The following is an 18498-nucleotide window of genomic DNA, read 5'->3' on the forward strand; positions in this document are numbered from 1 at the left end:
TCAGGTCAATCCCGCCTTGGCGGCCAGGGCCTGCCCGTCATGCCACCAGGCCGCCAGGCTGAACACATCCGGCACCTTGAGGATGCTGAAGTGGTTGCCCGGCCCCCGCCAGACCTCCAGTTGCGGCATCAGCTGTCGCCAGCCCTCCTGCATCGCCACCTGCTCGCGCTGGTTGCCGGCGGCGTCCAGGGTCGGGTCGGCCACCAGCACCAAACGCGCCAGGCCGGTGAAGCCGGCCTCAGGCCGATACACCGTGCGCAGCGCCGTGGCAAAGGTGCGGGTGACCCCGGCCAAGGCCTGCGGCGTGGAGCGCGCGGGCATCAGGCCGACGCGCACCATCGCCGCGTGCAGCTGCGCCAGTTGTGCCTGGTCGTCGGCCTCGGCGAAGGCCTGGGCGTCGATACCCAGCGACTTGCCAGTGGACAGCTGCAACGACGTCACCAGCCGTTGCAGGGCCGCGCTGAAGGTATGCGGCTTGCCGCAACTGCCCCCACCGTCGGGCGCCTCGCTGTCGATCAGGGTCAGCGAACGCACCTCGCGGCCCTTGGCCTGCAGGCGCAGGGCCAGGGCATGGGCGACCCAGCCACCGAACGAGTGCCCGACCAGGTTCAACGGCCCTTCGGGATGGAACGCCTCGATGGCCTGCAGATGGCATTCGGCGGCGACCTCCACCTGGCTGTGCGGCACCTCGCCCGCGGCCAGGCCACGGGCCTGTAGACCAAGCACCGGCCAGTCCGGCCCCAGCGCCTCGGCCAGGCCGATGAAGCTGGTGACACTGTCGCCAGCCCCCGGCACGCAGAACAGCGGAACATGCCCCGCGGTGCCGCTCTGGATCGCCAGCAACGGCTGATGCGCCGGCAAAAGCGCGGCCTGTGTCGCGGCGATGGCGTCGGCGATGGCCTGGCCAAGCACCGCGACATGGGGTTCCTGCACCATGCTCTGGTGATCGCCCGGCACACCATGGCACTGCAACACTTGCCCCGGCAACGCCTCGGCCCAGCCCAGGGTCGGGCTGTCGCAGGCAATGGCGCCGGTACGCTGCTCGGCCTGGAACAGGTGCAGCGGCACCGGCAACGGCGCCAGGTGGTAATGGGCCAGGGCATGGCCGTGGGCCGCCTGGCGGGCAAAGAAATGCCCCAGTTGCGCATCGCTGGCCTGGGCCAGGCCCGGTACCAGCAACTGCCGCGCCCGGCAATGGGCCAGCAAGGCATCGAACGCCAACGCCCCCGGCACCAGCGCCTCGACCTCGGCCAACTGCCCTGCCCCCGCCGCGCCCTGGGCGCGCCAGTGCTCGCGGCAATGCAGCAGCAATTGCGCCTCGGCCAGGTGCGGCCCGTGCCAGCGCGCCTTGCCCTGGTCGACCAGGCGCGGCACATAGGTGTCGATCAGGCCGACGAAGTCCACCAGCTGGTCGGCGCCCAGCAACTGGGCGGCCACTTCAAAGGCCAGCACCCCGCCGAACGACCAGCCGGCCAGGCGGTACGGCCCTTGTGGCTGAACCGCGCGGATCCGTCGCGCCAAGCGCGCCGCCAGGCACTCCAGGGTGTCCAGCTGCGCCTCGCCGACCGGCACGCCGGGCAGGCCGTAGATCGGGAAGTCCCCCGGGATATGCCGGCCCAGCACCGGGAAGTACAGGTCCAGGCCACTGAACTCGTGGACCAGGAACAGCGCCGGCCCGCTGCCGGTGGCACGCACGCAGACCAGGCTATCGTCCTGCTCCGGCGCTTCACGCTGGCCCAGGCGCTCGGCCAAGGCCGCCACGCTGGGGTACTGGAACAGCTCCGCCAGGGTGGTGCGCAGCCCCGCCTGGTCCATGTCGCTGACCAGGCGGATCGCCAGCAGCGAATGCCCACCCAGCTCGAAGAAGCTGTCATGGCGTCCGACCCGCTCCACCTCCAGCACCTGCGCCCACAGCCCGGCCAAGGCCTGTTCCCGGGCGCCGAGCGGTGCCTCGAAGGCGGCCACCGCCAGGTCCTGCGCGCCAGGCAGCGGCAAGGCCTTGCGATCGACCTTGCCGTTGTTGGTCAACGGCAGCGCCGGCAACGCCACGTAGGCCGCCGGCAGCATGTATTCCGGCAGGCGCTCGCGCAGGAAGGCACGCAGCGCCGGGCCGTCGAGGCCAGGTTCGTGGCGGGTGAACCAGGCCACCAGGCGCAACGGCCCCTGTTCCAGGCGCAAGGCCATCACTACCACCTCGTCCAGCCCCGGGCACTGCGCCAGTTGCTGCTCGATCTCGCCCAGTTCGATACGGAAGCCGCGGATCTTGACCTGGTCATCGCTGCGGCCCAGGCACTCGAGCAAGCCATCGGCGCGCCAGCGGGCCAGGTCGCCGGTGCGATACAGGCGGGTACCGGCCCTTGTGGCGAACGGGTCGTCGACAAAACGCTCGGCGCTCAGTTGCGGACGGTTGAGGTAGCCCAGAGCAACACCATCGCCACCGATATACAGCTCACCAGTCACGCCCTCGGGCACCACCCTTCCCTGTTGATCAAGCACATACACCGTGGTGTTGCCGATGGGCCGGCCGATCGGCACATGCTCGGCGTCCTCGGCCACGGTCGTGACCGCATGGGTGGTGGCGTAGGTGGTGGTCTCGGTGGGCCCATAGCAATGCACCAGGCGCAACCCCGGCGCCTGCGCAAGCAACGCGCGGAACGCGCCAGGCTCGCCGCGCTCGCCGCCGCACAGCAGGATGCGCAGCCCGGCCAAGGCCTCGGGGATCAGCTGCACGTACTGGTTGAACAGCGCCGTGGTGACGAACAGCACGCTGGCACCGCCATCGCGCAGGGCCGCGCCGAAGCGCGCAGGCTCCAGCAGGGTCTGGTGGTCGATCACCAGCACCTGGCCGCCGTTGAGCAGCGCGCCCCAGACATCCATGGTGGCGGCGTCGAACGCCGGGTTGGCGACAAAGGCCAGGCGGTCATCGGCGTTGAAGTCGGCGTAGCCGTTGTTCAGCACCAGCCGGGCAATGCCGTGGTGCGCCACGCGCACGCCTTTCGGCGTGCCGGTGGAGCCGGAGGTGTACATCACATAGGCCACTGCGCCTGCGTCCACGCGCAGGCCGGGGTTGTGCTCTGGCTGGTCGTCGAGCGCCAGGCAATCGAGGTCGATGCGCCGTACGCCACAATCGCCGGCCATGCCGCCGAGGGTCAGCAACGCCACGGCCTGGCAGTCCTGGGCCATGAACGCCTGGCGCTCGGCCGGGGCGTTGCTGTCCAGCGGTACATAGATCGCGGCGCACTTGAGCACCGCCAGTTGCGCCACCAGCAACGGCAACGAGCGCGGCAGCAGGATCGCCACGTGCTCGCCTGGCTTGACGCCCTCGCCGATCAGCCAGTGGGCCAGGCGGTTGGCCTGTTCGTTGAGCTCGCCGTAGCTGAGCTGGCGTTCGTCGTGGCGCGCCGCGACAGCTAAAGGATGCCGGGCCGCGCACTGTTCGAACAGCTGCTGCACCGGCAACTCGCGCGGATAGTCGCGGGCCGTGGCGTTGTAGTCCTCGACCAGGCGCTTGCGCTCCTGCTCCGGGACGACGCTGATACCGGCCATGGCTTGCTCCGGGTCGCGCTCCAGCGCCTCGAGCAGCCCGCCCAGTGCCTGCTCCAGGTAAGCGCACAGGCGCCGCGCATCCACGCCCGGCGCGCACTGCGCGGTGAGGCTGAACGCCTCGCCCAGGTCATCGATGCTCAGCGCCAGCGGGTAGTTGCTGCGCTCTGCGGCATGCAGCAACTCGATGCCGGCCCAGGCCTGCCCCGCCGCCGCGTCACGCGCCAACGCGGTGGCGCTGTGGCGGTAGTTGAGCAAGGCGCTGAACAGCGGCGCGCCCGGTGGCAATGCGCTGCAACGCTGGGCCAGGGCCAGCTGGGCATGCTCGTGCACCAGCAAGCCGGTCAGCCGTCGATGGGTGTCGAGCAGCGCCTCGCGCACCGGCAGCAGGCCGACGTCCAGGCGCAGCGGCAAGGTGTTGATGAACACCCCCAGCGCCCGCTCGATCCCTTCGCCGCCTTGCAGGCGCCCCAGCAGCACGGTGCCGAACACCACGCTGTCACGCCCCGACAGTTGCCCCAGCACCAGGCCCCAGGCCAGGTGCATCAGGCTGGCGGCGCCCACGCCCAGCAAGCGCGCCTGCTCGCGCACTCGCCGCGCCATGCCGGTCGGCAGCCAGTGCTGCGCCTCGGCCACGGCATCCGGGTGCGGTTGTGCCTGGGCGCCGTAGGGCAAGGTCGGTTCGTCGATATCACCCAGCTGTTCGCGGAAGAACACCTCGTGCTCCGCCTCGCCAGCGCCTTGCAGCACCTGGGCGATGTAGTTGCGATAAGGCACCGGCGCGGGCAACTGCTGCGACTGGCCGAGCAGGCACGCTTGCAGCTCCGCGCGCAGCACATCCTGGGCGACATGGTCCATGACCAGGTGGTGGAACAGCAAGGTTGCGGTAATCGCACCGGTTTGTCGGTCCCGGCTGTGCAGCAGGCGTAGCAGCGGCGCGCAGGCCAGGTCCAGGCGCAAGGCCGGGGGCTCATCGCCCGCGACTTCAACCAGTGGCAACGACGCCTGGCGCCAGACCACCTGCACGGGCTGCGCCAGCCCCTCCCAGGCCAGCGAGCTGCGCAGGATGTCATGACGGGCGATCACCTGCTCCAACGCTTGGTGCAAGGCCAGCAGCCGGCCATGGTCAGCCACGGCGAAACGTGCCTGCAACAGGTACGGGTCATCGCCCTCGCTGGCCAGGTGGTGGTAAAGGATGCCTGCTTGCAGCGGCCCCAGCGGGTAGATGTCCTGCACATTGGCGGCGCCACCGGGCACCTGGGCGACCAGGCCGTCGATGGCGGCTTGCGACAACTGCACCAACGGCAACAGCTCAGGGGTGATGCGTTGGCAATCGGCGCCGATGCGGTTGGCCGGTACCTGCGGCCCGCTGTCATGACCGAGGGTCGCGGCCAGGGCGGCCAGGGTCGGTTCGGCGAACAGCACGCGGATATCCGCCTGCAACCCTGCGGCGCGCAGGCGGGCGATCAAGGTCACCGCCAGCAGCGAATGGCCGCCCAGCTCGAAGAAGTGGTCGTGGCGCCCTACCCTCGGCACGTTGAGCAATTCGGCCCACAGTGCCGCCAGCTGGATTTCGGCCTCGCCCTGCGGCGCCTCGTAGGCACGGCTGAGCACCGCCTCGGCGCCCGGCTCGGGCAAGGCCCGGCGGTCGAGCTTGCCGTTGGCGGTCAGCGGCATCGCCGCCAGCGCCACATAGGCTGAAGGCACCATGTAGTCCGGCAGCTGCGCCAGGGCGTGCTTGCGCAGCGCCTCGACACCAGGCGCGGCCGCGCCTTCACGCAGGGTGAACCAGGCTACCAGGCGTTCGCCATGCAGCAGCACCGCCACCTCGCGCACGGCGCCATGGCGGGCCAGGCAGGCCTCGATCTCGCCCAGTTCGATACGCAGGCCATGCAGCTTGACCTGGAAGTCGTTGCGGCCGAGGAACTCCAGCTCGCCATCGGCGCGGCGGCGCACCAGGTCGCCGCTGCGGTACATGCGCTCGCCGACCACGAACGGGCTGTCGGCGAAGCGTTCGGCGTCCAGTTCGGGCAGGCCGAGGTAGCCACGGGCGACGCCCACGCCGGCGATATACAGCTCGCCGACCACGCCACGGGGCACCGGCAGGCCCTGGCCGTCGAGCACGTACAGGCGGGTATTGGCGATCGGCCGGCCGATCGGCGGCGCGCCCTCAGGCAGTGGCTGGCCCGGTTCCAGGGTCCAGACGCTGCAATCGACGGTGGCCTCGGTCGGCCCATAGACGTTGTGCAGGCGCACCTTGGGCAGGCGCGCGCGCAGTTGCCGCAGCAAGGCCGAGGTCAGCTCGCCGCCGCCACAGACGATATCGCTGAGGCTGTCACAGGCGGCGCTGGCCTCCAGCGCCAGGAACTGCTGCAACAGCGCCGGGACGAACTGCACCACGCCAACCCGCTGGCGCTGGATGACCTCGGCCAGGTAGGCCGGGTCGCGCTGCCCGTCGGGCCGCGCCAGCACCAGGCGCAGGCCGGCGCACAGCGGCCAGAACAGCTCCCACACCGAGGCGTCGAAGCTCACCGGGGTCTTGTGCAGCAGCGCGCCTTCGGCGCTCGGCGCGATCAGGCGCGAACTCCAGTGCACCAGGTTGCACAAGCTGCGGTGCTCGACCATCACCCCTTTCGGCGTGCCGGTCGAGCCGGAGGTATAGATCACATAGGCCAACTGGCGTGCGCCCAGGCCCTTGACCTGTGGGTTGTGCGCCGGGCGAGCGGCCCAACTCGGCTGGTCGAGGTCCAGGCGTGGCAGCAGGCTGGCGGCGAAACGCCCTCGGCTGCTGGCATCCACCAACAACGCCAGTGGGGCGCTATCGGCAAGCATGTAGGCCAGGCGCTCGTCCGGATAGCCAGGGTCCAGCGGTACATAGGCGCCACCGGCCTTGAGCACGGCGAGCAGACCGACCAGCAATTGCGGCCCGCGGGCTAGGCATACCGCCACTCGGCTGTCGGGCTGCACGCCTTGGGCGATCAGCTCATGGGCCAGGCGGTTGGCGGCCTCGTTGAGCTGCTGGTAGCTCAGCTGGCCGTCCTCGGCCTGCACCGCGATGGCCTGCGGCGCACGCGCCACCTGGGCCTCGAACAGCGCCTGCAGGGGCTGTTGCAGGCCGCCCACCAGTTCGCTGGCGTTGCAGCTGACCAGCTCCTGGCGACGCTCGGCGGCGCCAAGCAGCTCGACCCGCGCCGGTACGCTCTGGTCGCTGCCGGCGAAGGCCCAGAGCAGTTGCTCCAGGTAACCGACATGGCGCTCGATGGTGGCGCGGTCGAACAGCGCGGTGGCGTATTCCAATGCGCCGCCGAAGCCTTCCGTCGTTTCACCCAGGCTCAGGGTCAGGTCGAACTTGGCGATGGCCTGGGGGGCGCCCAGCGCCGCCAGGTGCAGCTCGCCCAGGCGCAATGCCGCGCCGGGCGCGCCATTCCAGGCCAACGACACCTGGTACAGCGGCGTGTGGGCCAGGCTACGCGGGGGCTGCAACAGCTCGACTACCTGCTCGAAGGGGATGTCCTGATGGTCCTGGGCCTGGCTGACACACGTTTTGACCCGTTCCAGCAACGTCGTCACATCGGGCGTGCCGGCGGTGTCGATGCGCAAGGCCTGCGAGTTGACGAACAGGCCGATCAGCCCCTCGACTTCAGCCTGCCGGCGATTGGCCACCGGGGTGCCGATCACCACCTCGGCCTGGCCGGAAAGCCGCGCCAACAGCACCGCCCAGGCGGCGGCGAAGAGCATGAATGGCGTGATCGCGTGGCGTTGGCAAAGGTCCTTGAGATCGGCGCTCAGGCGTTGATCCAGGCGCACTTCGACCCGCTCGCCCTGGTAGTCCTGGCGCGCCGGGCGTGGTCGGTCGGTAGGCAGCGTCAACAGCAAGGGGGCGCCGGCCAGGGACAGGCGCCAGTACTCGCCCTGACGTTGCAGCACGTCCCCGGCCAGCCAGCGGCGTTGCCAGATGGCATAGTCGCCGTACTGGATCGGCAACGGCGGCAGCGGGTCCAGCGCACCGGCACTGAAGGCCTGGTACAGCGCCGCCAGCTCCTCGGTGAACACCCCCATCGACCAGCCATCGGCGACGATATGGTGCAGGGTCAGCAGCAGCGCATGGCGCTCGCTGTCCAGGCACAGCAAGCGACCACGGATCGGCAATTGATGCGCCAGGTCGAACGGCAGCAGCGCTTCCTCGCGCAGCAGCCCGGCCAGCGCCTGGCCCTGGCCGCGCAGGTCGTGCCAGCTCAGGCTGAAACCCCCATTGCCCGGCGCGATGCGTACCCGCGCCTCGGCGCCTTCCTGGGCGAAGTGGCTGCGCAGGCTCTCGTGGCGCTCGACGATGCGCGCCAAGGCACGCTCCAGTGCCGAGCGGTCCAGCGGCCCCCGCAGTTCCAGGCCCAGGGGGATATGGTAGGCGGCGCTGGCATCGTCCATCTGCGCCAGGAACCACAGGCGCTGCTGGGCGAACGACAGCGGCTGCGACTGGCCACGCGGTGCTGGCTCGATGGCCGGCAAGGCCGATGGCGCGGCGCCTTGCAGCGCGGCGGCGAGCGCCAGCAGGCGGTCGTCGGCGAACAGTTGGCCGAGGGACAGGTCCAGGCCCAGGCGCTGGCGCACCTGGCCAACCATGCGCATGGCCAGCAGCGAATGGCCCCCCAACTCGAAGAAGCGGTCGTGGCGACCGACCTGCGCCACCTGCAGCAGTTCCCCCCAAAGCGCTGCCAGGGCGGTTTCCAGCTCGCCTTGAGGCGCTTCATGGGCCTGGCTGGCCAGGGCCTCACGCTCAGGCAGGGGCAGCGCGCGGCGGTCGACCTTGCCATTGGCGGTCAATGGCCAGCTGTCCAGGCGCACCAACGCTGCGGGCAGCATGTACGTCGGCAAGCACTGGGCCAGGCTGGCCCGCAACTCGGCAGGCGATGCTACCTCACCCTGGGCGATGAACCAGGCCAGCAGCCGTGGCTGGCCGGGCACCTCCTCGCTAGCCAGCACCAGCGCCTCGTCGATGCCCGGCAGGCGCAGCAACTGTGCCTCGATCTCGCCCAGCTCGATACGCAGGCCACGGATCTTCACCTGATCGTCGTTACGCCCCTGGTAATCCAGGGTGCCATCGGCGTTCCAGCGGGCCAGGTCGCCAGTGCGGTACATCCGCGCGCCGGGCGCTTCGCTGAATGGGTCGTCGAGGAAACGCTCGGCGCTCAGCGCGGGGCGATTCAGGTAGCCCCGCGCAACGCCGGCGCCGCCCACGTACAACTCGCCGGTGCTGCCTGTCGGCACCAACTGGCGCGCTTCATCCAGCAGGTACAGGCGGGCGTTGGCGATTGGCCTGCCAATGTCCAGCGCGCCACCGGGCAGCACCAGCCCAGAGCTGGCGACCACCGTGGCCTCGGTGGGGCCGTAGTTGTTGACCACCACGCAGCCCGGATCGCTGTGGAACTGGCGCAGGCGATCGCCGCCGATCAGCAAGGTGCGCAGGGTTGGGTGGCGCAGGCCCTGGGCAAAGGCGTACTCGGCCACCGGGGTTGGCAGGAAGGCCACCTTCAGTGGCTGTTCCAGCCACCAGGCCAGCAGCGCGTCGAGCTGCTCGTTACCCAGCGTCGCGGGCGGCAGGTGCAGCACGGCGCCGGCGCACAGGGCTGGCCAGAGCTCCCAGGCCATGGCGTCGAAACCGAAGCCGGCGACGCTGGCCGTGTGGTCGCCGCTGCCCAATTCGAAGGCCTTGCAATGCCAGTGCACCAGGTTGACCAGGCTCTGGTGCTCGACCATCACGCCCTTGGGCTCGCCGGTGGAGCCGGAGGTGTAGATCACATAGGCCAGGTGGCTCACCCCTAGCCCCGGCACCTGCGGGTTATCGGCCCGTAGCGGCCAGTCCGGACGGTCCAGGGCCAGCAACGGCACGCTCAGGCCTTGCAGGCGTTCGAGCAACGCCTGCTGGGCCAGCACCACCACCGGGGCGCTGTCGCCGAGCAGGTAGCGCAGGCGCTCGTCCGGGTGCGCCGGGTCCACTGGCACGTAGCCGGCACCGGCCTTGAGCACCGCCAGCAGCGCCACCAAGGTATCCAGGCCACGCCGGGCGACCACCGCCACCCGGTCATCAGGCCGCACCCCCTGGGCGATCAGGTGATGGGCCAGGGCATTGGCCCGGCCATTCAACTCGCCATAGCTCAACGCCTGCCCGTCCACCACCGCGGCGACAGCGTCCGCGGCGCGGGCGGCCTGGGCTTCGATCAGGCCATGCACGGTCTGCCCCTGGGGGAACAGCCGGCGGCTGTTGTTGAAGCCACGCAGCAGGCGCTGACGCTCGGTTTCACCGACCAACGCCACCTCGGCCAGCACCTGCTGGTCGTTGGCCACCATGGCTTGCAACAGCGTCTCGAAGTAGCCGGCCATGCGCCGCACCCGCGCCTCGTCGAACAACGCCGTGGCGTATTCCAGGCTGCCGGCCAGCGCCTCGCCTTGCTCGCCCAGGCTCAGCGACAGGTCGAACTTGGCCACCTGGTTGGTCTGGGCCACAGGCTCCAGGTGCAAGCCTGCCAGGTTCAGCGCGGCACCCGCGCCGGCCTGCCAGTTCAGGGTGGTCTGGAACAGCGGGGTATGGGCCAGGCTGCGCGCCGGGCGTACGATCTCCACCACTTGCTCGAACGGCAGGTCCTGGTGGGCCTGGGCCTGCAACAGGCGGTCCTTGACCTGGGCCAGCAAGGCCTCGGTGCTGGCGGCCTGGGCATCGACGCGTACCGCCAGGGTATTGACGAACAGCCCCACCAACGGTTCCAGTTCGGCGCTGCCGCGTCCGGCCACCGGGCAACCGACCACCACCTGCGACTGCCCGGCCAGGCGCGCCAGGGTGGCGGCCCAGGCGCCGAGCAGCACCATGTACAGCGTCACCTGGTGCCGCTGGGCCAAGGCGCGCAGACCTGCGCCCAAGCGTTCGTCCAGGCGCAGCGCCAGGCTGGCGCCGCTGAAGTCCTGGCGCGCCGGGCGTGGCCGGTCGCTGGGCAGGCTCAGCAGGGTCGGCGCGCCGTCGAGGGCGTCACGCCAGTAGTCGGCCTGGCGCTGCAACTGCTCGCCGGCCAGCCAACGGCGTTGCCACACCGCGTAGTCGCCATACTGGATGGCCAACGCCGGCAGCGGGTCGTCATGGCCGCCGCGCATGGCCGGATACAACGCACCGAGCTCGCGGGTCAGCACGCCGAGGGACCAGCCATCGGCGGCGATATGGTGCACGCTAAGGACCAACACATGCTGCTGGGCACCCAACTGCAACAGGCTGGCACGTACTGGCGGGCCGGCAACCAGGTCGAACGGGGCCATGGCCTCGCCTTGCAACCAGGCGGCCAGTTCTTCAGACGCCAGGGTCTGCCGATGCAGCCAGCCCAGCTGTGGTGCCGCCAACACTTCGACCTCGGCGCTGTCACCGCTGGGCACGAAGCGGCTGCGCAGGGTTTCATGGCGCGCGACGATGCGCAGCAGCGCACGCTCCAGCGCGTCGACGTCAAGCTCGCCGCGCAAGCCCAGGGCCAGGGGCACGTTGTAGGCCTGGTTGCCGCCTTCGAGCTGGGCCAGGAACCACAGCCGCTGCTGGGCGAAAGACAACGGCAGCGCCGTCCCGCGCGCGACCGGCACGATCGCCGGCAGCGTGCTGCGCCCGGCCCCGGCCAGCACCTGGGCCACCGCCGCCAGCTCGGCATTGGCGAACAGCTCGGCCAGGGTCAACTCCACGCCCAGGCGCAGGCGCACCTGGGAGACCATGCGCATGGCCAGCAGCGAGTGCCCGCCCAGGGCAAAGAAATGATCGTGGCGCCCTACCCGCTCCACCTGCAGCAACTCCGCCCACAACCCGGCCAAGGCGATTTCCAGCTCGCCCTCGGGGGCCACGTAGGCCTGCTCGAACAGCGCCGAGCGTTCGGGGGCCGGCAGCGCGCGGCGGTCGAGCTTGCCGTTGGCTGTCAGTGGCAGCGCTTCGAGCACGACGAAGGCCAGCGGCACCATGTACTCCGGCAGGTGGGCCAGCAGTTGCGCGCGCAGTCGCTCGGGTTGCGGCGCCTCGATTCCCGCTTGCGGAGTGAAGTAGGCCACCAGCCGCGGTTGGCCGGGCTGGTCCTCACGGGCCAGCACCACCGCTTCGTTGATCCCCGGCAGGCTGGCGAGGCGGCTTTCGATCTCGCCCAGCTCGATACGCACGCCGCGGATCTTCACCTGGTCGTCATTGCGCCCCAGGTAGTCCAGGGTGCCGTCGGCCAGCCAGCGCACCAGGTCGCCGGTGCGATACATGCGCGCCCTCGGGCTGCCGGCGAACGGGTCATCCAGGAACCGTTCAGCGGTCAGCTGCGGGCGGTTCAGGTAGCCCCGGGCAACCCCGGCGCCGCCGACATACAGCTCTCCCGGCACGCCCAGGGCCACCGGTTGCAGGTTGGCATCGAGCACGTACAACCGGGCGTTGTCCACCGGTTTGCCGATATGCAGCGCGCCATCGGCCACGACCACGCCGGAGCTGGCCACCACGGTGGTTTCGGTCGGGCCGTAGTTGTTGACCACGGCAAAGGTCTGGGTGCGGTTGAACTGGCGCAGGCGGTCGCCGCCGATCAACAGGGTGCGCAGGGTCGGGTGGCCGAGCTGGTGGCTGAAGGCATATTCGGCCACCGGGGTCGGCAGGAAGCTCACGTCCAGTGGCTGTTCACGCCACCAGGCGAGCATGGCGTCAAGGTCTTCATGGCCTTCGCCGGGTGGCGCCAGGTGCAGCACCGCGCCGCTGGCCAGCGCCGGCCACACTTCCCAGGCCATGGCGTCGAAACCGAAGCCGGCCAGGCTCGAGGTGTGCCGGCCCAGGCACAGGTCGAAGGCGCGGCAATGCCAGTCGACCAGGTTGTTCAAGGTGCGGTGTTCGACCATCACCCCTTTCGGCTGGCCGGTGGAGCCGGAGGTGTAGATCACGTAGGCCAGGTGCTCGGCGTTCAGCCCGGCGACCTGCGGATCGTCCGCGCGGGCCGGCCAGTCGGGCTGGTCGAGGGTCAGCACCGGCACATCCAGCTGCCCCAGGCGCTGGCGCAAGCCATGCTGGGTCAACACCGCCACCGGGGCGCTGTCGCCCAGCAGGTAGCGCACGCGCTCATCGGGATGGGCCGGATCGACCGGCACATAACCAGCGCCGGCCTTGAGCACGGCCAGCAGGCCGACCAGGGTGTCCAGCCCGCGCCGGGCCAGCACCGCGACCCGGTCGTCGGGGCGTACGCCCAGGTCGATCAGGTGGTGGGCCAGGGCGTTGGCCCGACCGTTCAGCTCGGCGTAACTCAGTGCCTGGCCCTGGCAGGTGGCGGCGTTGGCCTGGGGATGGGCCTGGGCCAGGGCCTCGATGCGCGCATGCAGCGTGCCCGGAGTGATCGCGCCCCCCGGCGTCTGGTTGAATCCCTCGAGCAGTTCGTCGCGCTCGCTGCCTGGCAGCATGGGCAACGCCCGCACTTGCCCGGCGCTGCCCTGGGCCAAAGCTGCCAGCAGGCTGCGCAAGGTCTGTTCGAGGTAGGCGCAGACGCGCTGCGCCGGCACTTCGGGGCTGGCCAGCAGGGTCAGGCGAAACGCCTCGCCGAAATCGTCGACACTCAAGGTCAGCGGATAGTTGGTGGCCTCGGCGGCATGGACGATCTCGATACCGGCCCAGCCTGCCCGGCGCACCTCTTCGGCGCCCGAGGGCGCGCTGTGGCGGTAGTTGAGCAAGGCGTTGAACAGCGGTGTTGGCGCGGCCACGCCGCTGCAGCGCTGGGCCAAGGCCAGCGGCGCATGCTCGTGGCGCATCAGGCTGCTCAGGCGCTGGTGGGTGGCCTTGATCGCCACGGCCAGGTCGTCCCCGTTCAGGTCCACCCGCAACGGCAAGGTGTTGATGAAGATGCCCAGTGCCCGCTCGGTGGCCTCGGCGCCAAGCAGGCGCCCCATCAGCACCGTGCCGAACACCACCTGCCCAAGCCCGGTGAGGCCGCCCAGCACTCGCGCCCAGGCCAGGTGGAACAAGCTGGCAACGCTCACACCTTGGCCCCGGGCCTGGCCGCGCAGGGCCTGGCACAGCGCCAGGTCGAGGTCCAGGGCATGCTCGTTGAGCGCCGCGCCATCGCCCTGCACGTTGGCCAGGCCATAGGCCAAGGTTGGCGCATCGATAGGGCCAAGCATGTCGCGGAAGAACGCCTCGTGCTCGGCCTCGCCGACACCCAGCAGGGCCTGGGCGACATGGTTGCGAAACGGCACCGGCCGGCCCAGTTGCGTGGTGTCGCCCAGCAGGTAGGCGAGCATTTCGTGGCGCACTACCTCCAGGGCGCTGTGATCCATGGCCAGGTGGTGGAACTGCAGGGTCGCGGCGATCCGCCCGTGGTTGTCCGGTGCCTGGCATTGCAAGCGGATCAGGGGCGCCTGGGCCAGGTCGAACGTGCTCTCGGGCACTTGCCCTTCGGCCAGTTGGATGACCCGCAGGCGGGCCTGGCGCCAGACCACCTGCACCGGGGTCTCGAGTTCTTTCCAGTGCACCGAGGTGCGCAGGATGTCATGCCGGTCGATCACCCCCTGCAAGGCCTCGGCGAAGGCCTGTACCCGCTCGCCGCTGGCGAACACGAAGCGCGCCTGCATCACGTAGGGGTCATGCCCGGTGGCGCTGGCATGGTGGAACAGCATGCCCTGCTGCAACGGCAGCAGCGGGTAGATGTCCTGTACGTTGGCCGCGCCGCCCGGCACGGCGGCCACCAGACGGTCGAGGCTGGCCTGGTCGAGTTCGACCAGGCTGAGCAACTCGGGCGTGATGCGCGTGCAGTCGGCCGGGATGCGGTTGTCCGGCACCTCGACCGCGCCCTGGCGGCTGGCCACGTACTCGCCGCTGGCCAGCAAGGCCAGCAGCGCCGGCTTGTGCTCGCGCAGCTGGGCCACCAGGTTGGCGTCGCTCAGGGCCTGGCGGTTGCCCTGCACGGCCAGTTGGCCATCCTTGAGGGCCAGCTGGACATTGTTGGCGGCCAGGGTCGCCAGTAGTTGCTTGATGCTCACAGGACGATCTCCATTCTGTCTGTGATGGCGGCATAGCCGGCCAGCGTCGGTTGCTCGAACAGGCTGCGCACGTCGGCTTCCAGGCCGGCTTCGCGCAGGCGCGAGGTAAGGGTCACGGCCAGCAACGAGTGGCCGCCCAGTTCGAAGAAGTTGTCTTGCCGCCCTACCCGCTCCACGCCCAGCAGCTCGGCCCAGATCCGTGCCAGCAGCGTTTCGGTGTCGCCGATCGGCGCCTCGTACTCGCGGCCTGGCAGGTGCGCCAGGTCCGGGGCCGGCAGGGCCTTGCGGTCGAGCTTGCCGTTGGGGGTCAACGGCAGGGCCTCGAGGTGGATGAACAGCGCCGGCACCATGTAATCCGGCAACTGCGCCAGCAACGCCGTGCGCAGGGCCTCGCCAGGCAGTGGCTCGCCGCTGTGGTAGGCCACCAGGCGTGGGCCGGCCGGCGCGGCGTCGTGCACCAGCACCACGGCTTCGCGCACCCCGCCCAGGCGCAGCAGGCAGGCTTCGATTTCACCGGGCTCGATGCGCAGGCCGCGCAGTTTGATCTGCTGGTCGGTGCGGCCGAGGAATTCGAGGCTGCCGTCGCCACGTTGGCGCACCAGGTCGCCGCTGCGGTACAGACGCTCGCCGGGACTGAACGGGCTGGCGATGAAGCGCTCGGCCTGCTGCTGCGGCAAACCGAGATAGCCGCGCGCCACCCCGGCACCGCCGATGTGCAACTGGCCGGCGACACCCAACGGCACGGGTTGATCATGGGCGTCGAGCACGTACAGCGTGGTGTTGTCGATGGGCCGGCCAATCGGCAGCGCGCCACGAGGCACCGGTTGTCGCGGGTGCAAGGTCCAGACACTGCAATCGACCGTGGTCTCGGTCGGGCCGTAGACGTTGTGCAGGCGCGCCTGTGGCAAGCGCTCGCGCACCTGGCGGGCCAGGGCTTCGGTCAGCTCGCCGCCACCGCAGACGATGTCGGTGAGGCTGGCGCAGCGGGCGCTGCCCTCCAGATCGAGGAACTGCTGGAGCATGGCCGGCACGAACTGCACCACGGCCACCTGCTGACGCTCGATCAGCTCGACCAGGTAGTGCGGATCGCGCTGCCCGTCCGGGCGTGCCAGCACCAGGCGCAGGCCACTGCACAGCGGCCAGAACAGCTCCCACACCGAGGCATCGAAACTCACCGGGGTCTTGTGCAGCAGCGCGCCACCAGCCGGAAACAGCCCGGCGCTCCATTGCACCAGGTTGACCACGTTGCGGTGTTCGACCATGACGCCCTTGGGCACCCCGGTGGAACCGGAGGTGTAGATCACATAGGCCAGGTGGCTGGCGTTCAGCGCCGGAACCTGCGGATTATCAGCCTGCAAGGCGGTCCAGTTCGGCTGGTCGAGGTCCACTTGCGGCAGCGCCCACACATCCACCAGGGCCTGGGTGGCCGCCTGCACCAGCACGGCTCGCGGCTGGCTGTCGTTGAGCATGTGGCGGATACGCTCGGCCGGGTAGTCCGGGTCGAGCGGTACATAGGCGCCGCCGGCCTTGAGAATGGCCAGCAAGCCAACCACCAGTGCCGGGCCGCGCTCGACGCAGATCGCCACACGATCGTCCGGCTGCACGCCGAGGGCGATCAAGTGGCGGGCCAGGCGATTGGCCTGCTGATTGAGCTGGCCATAGCTCAGCTCGCCCTGCTCGGCGCTGACCGCCACCGCGTCGGGGTTGCGCAATGCCTGGGCCTCGAACAGGCCATGCAAGGTCTGGCTGATATCGTGGGGCACTTCGCTGCGGTTGAAGTCGACCAGCACCTGGTGGCGCTCCTCGGCTTGCAGCACCGGCAGGTCGAGCAACAGGCGCTGCGGCTGCTGCTCAAGCGCCTCGGCCATCCCCAGCAAGACCTGTTGCACCTGCCCGCACACCCGCGCCGCGCCCACGCTGGCCGGGGCCAGGGCAACCAGGCGGAAACGCTCGCCGATATCGTCCACGCTCAGGCTCAGCGGGTAGTTGCTGCGCTCCTCGCTCTGCAAGGTCTCGATGCCTTGCAAGGCCTGGCGCTGGGCCTCGTCGACCTGGCTGCCATGGCGATAGTTGAGCATGGCGCTGAACAACGGCGCCGGCGCGGCCACGCCGCTGCAGCGTTGGGCCAGGGCCAACGAGGCGTGCTCGTGGCCGAGCAAGGCGCTGAGACGCTGCTGGGTCGCCCGCAGCGCCTCGGCCAGGCTGACACCTGCCAAGTCCAGGCGCAGCGGCAAGGTGTTGATGAACATGCCCAGGGCCTGTTCAGCGCCCTCGCCGGCCTCCAGCCGCCCCAGCAGCACGGTGCCGAACACCACGCTGTCGCGGCCACTGGTGGCGGCCAGCAGGCGCGCGTAGGCCAGGTGGAACAGGCTGGCGACGCTGAACCCCCGCTGCCGGGCCTGCCGGCGCAGACGCAGCGCCAGGCTGTCGTCCAACCAATGCTGCGCTTCCTCGGAGGCCTGGCCATCCAGTTGCACATCGCCCAGGCCGAACGGCAGGGTCGGCTCGTCGATATCACCCAGCTGCTCGCGGAAGAACGCCTCGTGCTCGGCCTGGCTGACGCCCAGACGTGCCTGGGCCACGTAGTTGCGGTACGGCGCGCCCGGCTCGGCGGGCACTGGCAGACCTTGCAGGTAGCCCACCAGCTCGTGGCCGAGCACATCCAGCGCGGTGTGGTCGAGGACAATATGGTGGAACTGCAAGGCCGCCAACTGGCCTGCGCCTTGTGGATCCGGCCAGTGGTACAGACGCACCAGCGGCGCCTGATCCAGGGCGAGTGCGTGAGGTACCTGGACCTCGCCGGCCACCTCGAATACCGCCAGCGGCGCGCTGCGCCAGACCACCTGCACCGGCTGCGGCAGGCCATCCCAGAGCACCGAGGTGCGCAGCACATCATGCCGGGCGATGACCTTGCCAAGGGCATCGACGAAAGCCTGCAAGCGTTCCTGGCTGGCGAAGACCATGCGCGAGGCAAGCACATAAGGGTCGTGCTCGGGTGAGCTGAGGTGATGGTAGAGGATGCCCTCCTGCAACGGCGCCAGTGGGTAGATGTCCTGCACGTTGGCCGCGCCGCCCGGTACCGTGGCAACGATGCGCTCGATGGCGGGCTGCTCCAGGTCTACCAGCGGCAGCAGCTCGGGAGTGATCTGTGTGCAGCCCAGCGGGATCCGGTTGGCCGGCACCTCGACCCTGCGGCCATGGCCCAACGTGGCAGCCAGCGCGGCTACGGTCGGCTGGCCGAACAGCGTGCGCACGTCGGCTTCGAGGCCGGCCTGGCGCAGACGCGCGGTCAGGCTCACCGCCAGCAGCGAATGGCCACCCAGTTCGAAGAAGTTGTCGTGCCGACCGACCTGTTCAAGGCCCAGTACCTCGGCCCAGATTGCCGCCATGGCAGCCTCGGTGGCGCCAAGTGGCGCTGCATAGGCCTGGCGCGCCAGTGCCGAGGCGTCCGGCTCTGGTAGGGATTTGCGATCGAGCTTGCCATGCACGGTCAGAGGCAGCTCATCCAGCTGAACAAAGGCTTGCGGCACCAGGTGAGCCGGCAAGCAAGCTTGCAGGCCCTGGCGCAGCGCGTCGCTGTCCACCGGCATGGTCTCGGTGAACCAGGCCAGCAGGCGTTCGTTGCGCACCAGCACCACGGCATCGGTGATGCCCGGCTGGGCTTTGAGCGCGGCCTCGATTTCGCCCAGTTCGACCCGCACGCCGCGGATCTTCACCTGGTCATCGTTACGGCCCTGGTAGTCCAGGGTGCCATCGGCGTTCCAGCGCACCAGGTCGCCGCTGCGGTACATCGTGCCGCCGTTGAATGGGTCAGCCAGGAAGCGTTCGGCGGTTAGTTCCGGGCGGTTGAGGTAACCGCGCGCCACCTGGGCACCGCCAATGTACAGCTCACCGACCACACCGACGGGCACCGGCTGACGCTGCTCATCCAGCACATAGACCCGGGTGTTGGCG

At 69.9% G+C, this 18498-nt stretch carries 2 protein-coding genes (1 of these 2 only partly in view); both read right to left on the bottom strand.

Annotated elements, in window-relative coordinates; genetic code table 11:
* Positions 1–14544 (bottom strand): non-ribosomal peptide synthetase, encoded by a 14544-nt coding sequence (locus HU772_RS12745; protein WP_186659392.1) that lies wholly within the window; start codon positions 14542–14544, stop codon positions 1–3.
* Positions 14541–18498, bottom strand: the 3' end of a protein-coding gene (locus HU772_RS12750; protein WP_186659393.1) for a non-ribosomal peptide synthase/polyketide synthase. Its footprint extends 21494 nt past the window's final position; 3958 of the gene's 25452 nt are visible here — the last part of the coding sequence; its start codon lies off the right edge, out of view; the stop codon is at positions 14541–14543. Before HU772_RS12750 ends, HU772_RS12745 begins: the two co-directional genes overlap by 4 nt.

Source organism: Pseudomonas xantholysinigenes, from assembly GCF_014268885.2.
Lineage (GTDB): Bacteria > Pseudomonadota > Gammaproteobacteria > Pseudomonadales > Pseudomonadaceae > Aquipseudomonas > Aquipseudomonas xantholysinigenes.